This is a genomic window from Streptomyces sp. NPDC050164 (assembly GCF_044459945.1).
Taxonomy (GTDB): Bacteria; Actinomycetota; Actinomycetes; order Streptomycetales; family Streptomycetaceae; genus Streptomyces; species Streptomyces coeruleorubidus_A.
Genome location: NZ_JBITJK010000029.1, coordinates 116,248 through 122,247, shown reverse-complemented (window position 1 = coordinate 122,247; position 6,000 = coordinate 116,248). Strand labels below are relative to the sequence as shown.

4 protein-coding genes and 3 pseudogenes are annotated in these 6,000 nt (G+C 69.2%); 5 read left to right on the top strand and 2 right to left on the bottom strand.

The window, feature by feature from the left end; all coding sequences use genetic code 11:
• Window positions 1–127: 127 nt before the first annotated feature.
• Window positions 128–469: a hypothetical protein gene (locus tag ACIBNA_RS31185; protein ID WP_399168513.1), complete on the bottom strand. Its 342-nt coding sequence runs from the start codon at window positions 467–469 to the stop codon at window positions 128–130.
• A 63-nt stretch (window positions 470–532) separates the two neighbouring features.
• On the opposite strand from ACIBNA_RS31185, the gene ACIBNA_RS31180 reads away from it, so the two are divergent.
• From ACIBNA_RS31180 to ACIBNA_RS31170, 3 genes and pseudogenes are all read left to right on the top strand, one after another.
• Window positions 533–1,528: an ROK family protein gene (locus ACIBNA_RS31180; RefSeq protein WP_399168512.1), complete on the top strand. Its 996-nt coding sequence runs from the start codon at window positions 533–535 to the stop codon at window positions 1,526–1,528.
• A 134-nt stretch (window positions 1,529–1,662) separates the two neighbouring features.
• Entirely contained in the window at window positions 1,663–3,633 is a 1,971-nt protein-coding gene (locus ACIBNA_RS31175) for a glycoside hydrolase family 97 catalytic domain-containing protein (RefSeq protein WP_399168511.1), read from the top strand.
• A 150-nt stretch (window positions 3,634–3,783) separates the two neighbouring features.
• Window positions 3,784–4,002, top strand: a pseudogene (locus tag ACIBNA_RS31170) (hypothetical protein); the annotation flags it as partial.
• 85 nt (window positions 4,003–4,087) lie between these two features.
• Here the strand turns inward: ACIBNA_RS31170 and ACIBNA_RS31165 are convergent.
• Window positions 4,088–4,508: pseudogene (locus tag ACIBNA_RS31165) on the bottom strand (GNAT family N-acetyltransferase); the annotation flags it as partial.
• A 14-nt stretch (window positions 4,509–4,522) separates the two neighbouring features.
• Here ACIBNA_RS31165 and ACIBNA_RS31160 point away from each other — a divergent pair.
• Both ACIBNA_RS31160 and ACIBNA_RS31155 read left to right on the top strand, forming a co-directional pair.
• Window positions 4,523–4,903, top strand: a pseudogene (locus ACIBNA_RS31160) (VOC family protein); the annotation flags it as partial.
• 259 nt (window positions 4,904–5,162) lie between these two features.
• Window positions 5,163–5,798 (top strand): hypothetical protein, encoded by a 636-nt coding sequence (locus ACIBNA_RS31155; RefSeq protein WP_399168510.1) that lies wholly within the window; start codon window positions 5,163–5,165, stop codon window positions 5,796–5,798.
• Window positions 5,799–6,000: the final 202 nt, after the last annotated feature.

Genomic DNA, 6,000 nt, shown 5'->3' with positions numbered 1-6,000 from the left:
CACCCCCCAGGTCATCGACTCGACAGGGGGCAACAGTCATGCCGGGCCCGGAGGCCAGCGGCCCTCTTGCAGGACCGCCAAAAAGATAACGGGGGGTACGGGCCGAGCGGTGGGATCCTGGGGCCGCTCATGAGGCGAGCGGGATGGTGACGGTGTTCCAGGACATCGGTGGCAGCAGGGCGCTCGGCCGTCCGCCGTCCGTGACGGTGCCGGTCACCGGCTTCGGCGTCACGCGGTCCTGGTGCTGGAGTGTGTTTGCCGCGTGGCGGTCGGGGTCGGTCAGGGCGGTCTGGGTGCCCGCCTCGCCGTACTGGTGGTACCACTGGCTGATCGCCGCCTTACCGCCGGTGGAGCCGCCGCCGCGACCGGCGTTCCCGCCGCACGCGGCGAGGAATCCCGCCGCCACGGTGCCGGAGGCGCGCAGGAAGGATCTGCGGCCGAACGATCTCGGGTTCTGCTCAGGGGACATGGGCGTCTCTGCTGTGAAGGTCGGGTGTGGGACCGGGCCTTGGGGACGAGGCCGCGACGGCGGATGATGACGCTGTGGACGGCCGCGGAGTGCGGCCGGTATGAGCGCGACGCGAAGCCGGCGGGGTGGGGGGGCGCGCAATCGGTCCACGTCGAGGTCTTCGACCCCGCTCTGCGGGTCCTGGCCAGAGCCGAGTACGAACTGCATCCGCACGCCAACCCGCCGGACTACGTCGTGGACCGAATCGTCCGCGGAGTCGACGACGTGAGCGCGCGGGCCCAGGTGGAGCGCGGCAGGATTCTCGGGATCGGCGTCAGCATTCCCGGCCAGGTACGGCCGGACGGCACGGCCTCCGTCTTCGCCCCGAACTGGAACTGGAACGACGTACCGCTACAGGCCCTGCTCACCGACCGGGTCCCTGATGTGCCGGTCCTCCTCGACAACCCGCTGCGTGCGAGCACCGTCGCCGAACTGTGGTTCGGTGCCGCCCGCGGCCACGACAACGTCGCCGTCCTCACCCTGGGAACCGGCGTCGGCGCGGGCCTGGCCGTCCAGGGGACGCTCTACCGCGGGGCCACGAACACGGCCGGCGAATGGGGCCACACCAACCTCGTCATCGACGGCCGCAAGTGCCGCCGCGGATGCGTCGGATGCGTGGAGACCTACGTGGGCGCACCCGGCATCATGCAGCACCTCGCGGAGATCGACCCGGACAGCCCGCTCCTGCACCCCGACGACCAGACGGCGACCATCCACGCCCTGGCCACCGCCCACGCGGCCGGCGATCCTGCCGCACAGCAGGTGATCGCCACGACCGGCCGCTACCTCGGCATCGCCATCGCCAACCTGATCAACCTGTGCAACCCGCAGATCATCGTGCTCACCGGCTGGGTCGCCGACAGTCTGGGAAGCGCCGTCCTGCCGCACGTGCGCGCCACCGCCGCCCGCTACGCACTCGCCGAACCCTGGGAAGGCACCGAGATCAGTCTCTGCCCCATCGACCGCAACCCGGTCAGTCTCGGCGCGGCGACCCTCGTCCTGGAGGGATTCCTGTCCTGACACTCCTGCTGTGAGCGGCTCCAGCTTGAGTACGGAACTCCCGGGCGTGCCCAACTGCGCCTGCGCTCAGAAACATTGAACCTTGTTTGTTTGGGCTCAAATCGAAATGCACACAACGGAGAGGTGTACGAGTCATGGCAGATTCAGCGAGCCACGCCATACCTGAACAGCCGTCGACCGGCGCCCCGGGACGGCTCTCGCGGCGTGGACTCCTCAAGGGCGCCGCCGTCACCATGGGAGCCGCGGCGCTGGGTGCCGGCGCCGCCGGGACGGCCGAGGCGGCCGACGCCTCGGTCACCGCGACGGCCCCCGACGGCAGCAACACCATCACGATGTCGCTGACTTCGGGCGCGCTCACCTGGTCGGCGAAGCGAAGAGGCGTGACGGTGGTCGACACTTCGGCTCTCGGCCTCGAGCTGAGCGACGGGACGGTGCTCGGCGCCGCCGGCACGGTGATCACCAACTACCAGCACTGGACCATCGACAACACCTGGACTCCGGTGTACGGCCGCAACGCGACCGTCCGCGACCGGTACCAGGAGATGCGCTGGAACCTCCAGGACACCGCCTCGCTGATCAACTTCAGCATCCAGATCCGCGCCTACCCGACTGGCGTCGCCTTCCGGTACGTGCTGCTCGGCAAGGGCACCGCCACCATCGCCGACGAGCTGACCACGTTCGTCTTCCCCGACAGCACCCTGGTCTACAGCGCGCGTGACGAGGACCCCTACAACCCGGTCGCGCCCGGCTCGATCCCCTCCACGGGCACCACGACCACGGACACCGGCCCGCTGACCGACCTGCCGCTGACCACCACCTACGCCGGCGGCGGCCTGATCGCCTGCATCTGCGAATCCTCCCGTCTCAACTTCCCGCGGCTGATGCTCAGCTCCGTGTCCGGGCAGCCGGGCACCCTCGCCGCCCACCTGATGGAGCGCACCGGCCGCGGTTCGGACAGGGTCCAGACGACCTCGACGGTCACCACGCCGTTCGCCACGCCCTGGCGGGCGGTGGTGACCGGCTCCACCCACGCCGAACTGGTCGACAACGCCGAGCTGGTGCTCAACCTGGCCCCCGCGAGCACATTGGCCGACACCTCGTGGATCAAGCCCGGCAAGGCCTTCCGTGTACAGCTCACCACCGCCGCCGGGATGGCGGGCGTCGACTTCGCCGTGGCTCGCGGCCTGCAATTCATCGAGTACGACGGTGGCTGGTACGGCGACGTCAGAGGAACCGACGCGACGAAGCCGATAGCGGAGATCGACCTGCCCTCGGTGATCTCCTACGCCACGAGCAAGGGCATCGGCGTCATCCTCTACGTCGACCGCGTGGCGGCCACCAACCCCGACAGCCTGTTCAGCCTCTACAAGAGCTGGGGCGTCGTAGGCGTCAAGCTCGGATTCGTCAACGACGGCACCCAGGCGATGACGAACCAGATCACGAACTGGGTCAGGACGGCAGCCAAGTACAACCTGCTGATGGACATGCACGACAACGTGCGGCCGTTCGGCTACGAACGGACGTACCCGAACTGGGTCACCATGGAGGGCGTGCGCGGCAACGAGCGCTTCCCGACCGCGAGCCACAACGTGACCCTGCCGTTCGCCCGCAACATCGGCGGGCCGATGGACTACACCATCTGCTACGGCCAGTCGCGGAACCGGACCACCAACGTCCACCAGATGGCCATGGCGGCGGTCTTCTACCAGCCGCTGAACTTCCTGTACTGGTACGACTCGCCGTCCAAGTACGCCAACACGTCCAACTGGCCGGGGCTGCCATGGTTCGACGCCATCCCCACCACCTGGGACCAGAGCCGCACCCTCGCGGGATCGATCGGCGAGTACGTCGCTGTCGCCCGCCGCCGCGGCGACACCTGGTACGTCGGGGCGATGACCAACGAGACGTCCCGGACCCTGTCGCTCCCGCTGACGTTCCTGGGCGGCGGAACATACACGGCGACCGTCTACGCCGACGGCACTCCGGGCACCAGCCCCTACCAGACGCCGGTCGTGGTCAGCACTCGGACGGTCACCTCGGCCACCACGCTGGGCGTGGCGATGGCTCCCGCGGGCGGCCAGGCCATCATCCTCAAGCCGAGCTGACGCGACGGACGCGGGGGCCCCGCCCGTGCCCCGGGCCGTCTCACACGGTGGCCACGACGGGAGTACCGCCGCAGGGGCCGGGCCGGCCGGTCAGGCCCGGCCCCCGCGGCACCCGGAGGCGGCTGCGGGAGACCGATCTTCCGTGTTCCGTTGCCGCCTCCGGAAGGAACCCGTATGCCCCTTCAGCGTTTCGCCTCCCGAACAAGACGCCTGTGCCGATGGGCTGGGCCTCGTGGTGCCGACCGCGGCTACGACCACGACAAGTACCGGCGCCTGCTCTGGAAGCGCGGTATCCGCCCGGTGATCGCCGAACGAGGCCAGCCGCACGGCTCTGGTCTGGGCGTCTTCCGCTGGGTCGTCGAGCGCACCATGTGCGCCACGAGGCGCTCTGTCTGTATCCCCGGTTCAGCCGGGAGGAACTCGCAAGTAGGTTCCTGGGCCCCATGACTTAGAGGGCGTTCAGGCGCGCGTTGTCGGCCAGGCAGTCCAGACGCACGACCGCCCTCCCCGCCGCGGCAACGCGGCGCTCCGCAGCACGCAGCAGAAACCGCCCCGTCCCCGGCTGGGCGCTGTTGCGGTCCACCATCAGCCGATGCACGTAGCCGCCACCGGCGGCTGTGGTCCCCAGGCGTCCTCGTCTTCCCACCACAGCCCCCAGGCCCCGGCCACGCGGCCGTCGGCCTCGGCGAGCCAGACCTCACCAGCGCCATGGACCGGCGGAAGTGGTCCTCGTCCAGCCGGCCGGGCTGCCACTGGCCGGTGATGCCCTGGGCGAGCATCCAGCGGGCAGCGTCGTCGCGCAGACGAACCAGCGTGGCGAGGTCGGTGTCGTCGGCGAGGCGGAAGTACTCGGTGGCGCTTGGCGTGGAGATCAGGGAGGCTCGCGCGCATGGTATCGGTAGTGCAGAACGTGGCGATCGACTGTGCGGACGCCTACGAGCTGGCTCGGTTCTGGAGCAGTGTGACTGGCCGTCCGCTGCATCCGGAGGACAGACCAGGTGACCGGGAGACTCAGGTGCTGCTGGCGGAGGGCCCGGTGTTGTACTTCAACCAGGTGCCCGAGACCAAGACAATCAAGAACCGGATCCATCTGTGTTTGCGCCCTGAGACCTCGCGCGATCAGGAGGTGGACCGGCTGCTGGGCCTCGGTGCCACCTTTGTCGCCGATCACCGGAACCCCGATGGTTCAGGCTGGGCAATCCTCGCTGATCCCGAAGGCAACGAATTCTGCGTACTGCGCGGTGAGTCCGACCGAGCCGCCATGAATTCCTCTGAGCAGTTGGAACCGGGTACAGTCCGCCCGCCGGCCGGGGGTGACGACCAGTGGCAGGCCTGACTCGGCTCGCGTACTGCCTCGTTGGCTCGCCCAGGCATCGCACTCAAAGTCGATGCCGGGCACCTGACACAACTCGGTGGGAACATCCGGCTCCGTATGTCCGTACCATCTCTACACCACAGCACCATGCCGCCGAGACCTCGCACCAGAGGAACACCGCAGCACGGCCACACGCCGAGGAAAGGTCAGCACCATGCCCGAGACAACAACTCCCGCCACTGAACTGGCGTCGCAGTACATCGCCCAGGTGACCGGCGACCTCGAGGCAAACGTCAAGGAGCAGGAACGGATCGGTGCGGAAATCGCCTCTCTGCAGGAGCAGCTCGCCGCCCTGCAGCATGACCACACCGTGCTGGTGAACATGCAGCAGGCACTCGGCATCACAACTGCCCCGGCAGCCGAGCCCGCAGCCGAGAATCAGGGCGCCACGGTGCCCTCTCCGCGACGGAAGAAAGCCGACGCCACGCCCGGCGGGAAGCAGAAGGCACGCAAGTCCACGACCCGGTCGCGGAAGAAGGCGGCCACGGAGCCCAAGGCCCCCGAGGCCAAGGCCGCGGACACCCCGAAGGCGGCCCAGCCCACCCTGGTCGAGCTCATCCGCCGCCACCTCGCCGAGCAGAAGGAACCGCGCTCCGCAACCGAAGTCTCCGCGGCGCTCAGCCAGGCTCACCCCGATCGCGACATCGCGACCAAGGTCGTGCGCGTCACGCTCGAGGGCCTCGTGGCCAAGAGCCAGGCCGAACGCACCAAGCAGGGCCGGTCCGTCTTCTACAGCGCCCCCGCGTCGGAGCCGACGGCTGCGCCCGAGGCCGAGGCACAGCCTGCCTGAGAACGCCCGCTCCTGATGGTGCGTGTGGCAGCCGCCTGCCGTCTTGACTCGGCGGGCGGGCCGCCAGGGACAGCACCCCCACGGAGTGCCGCGCGCCGTCAGGATGATGCCCAGGACCTTCTGCACTGCGTGAGGACTCCAGTACGGGGAACGCAAGGGCACCAGTTCGGAGACCTGGCGGGGCTCGCCGAGGTAAGCCCGG